Annotated in this window: 2 protein-coding genes; both read right to left on the bottom strand. The window is 47.3% G+C overall.

What is annotated here, in order from left to right; all coding sequences use genetic code 11:
* The coding region (gene cydB, locus ACP45E_RS01415; protein WP_069584620.1) for a cytochrome d ubiquinol oxidase subunit II at positions 1 to 226 on the bottom strand (226 nt) is incomplete at its 3' end.
* A gap of 14 nt (positions 227 to 240) precedes the next feature.
* Positions 241 to 452 (bottom strand): cytochrome ubiquinol oxidase subunit I (locus tag ACP45E_RS01410; RefSeq protein ID WP_198927669.1); only part of this gene is annotated, 212 nt, incomplete at its 5' end.

Here is a 452-nt window from a genome sequence, read left to right as displayed (position 1 = left end):
GCCAAGCGGCAAATAACGCGCCACCCGCCGTCACTAGCCATACTTGGTTTCCATCCCAGTGGGGTGCGATGGAATTAATCATCACTCGTCGCTCAGTATCGGTTTTCCCGATAACAGGGATCAGTGCACCAACACCCATGTCAAAGCCATCTGTAATGGCAAAACCGATGAGCAATACGCCAATCAATACCCACCAAATCAAGCGTAAAATTTCGTAATCAAACATGTCACTACTCCCTGCTATGCTTCAACTTGACGGTTAAGTTTCTCTTCGTGTGATAGTTCACCCTGCTCAAAGTGATAGCGGCCGGTTTTTAGGCTGCTTGGTCCTTTGCGAGCGAACTTCAGCATCAGATACACTTCCGCAATTAAGAAGACAGTGTAAAGCGCGATAATCATAAACAGTGACGTCCACAATTCACCCATTGTTAGGGCAGAAGCCGCAACGTTTA

The sequence above is a fragment of the Vibrio genomosp. F10 str. 9ZD137 genome, from assembly GCF_049974785.1.
Taxonomy (GTDB): Bacteria; Pseudomonadota; Gammaproteobacteria; order Enterobacterales; family Vibrionaceae; genus Vibrio.
Note: the sequence above shows the minus strand (reverse complement) of the source record. Positions and strands in the feature narration are given on the sequence as shown.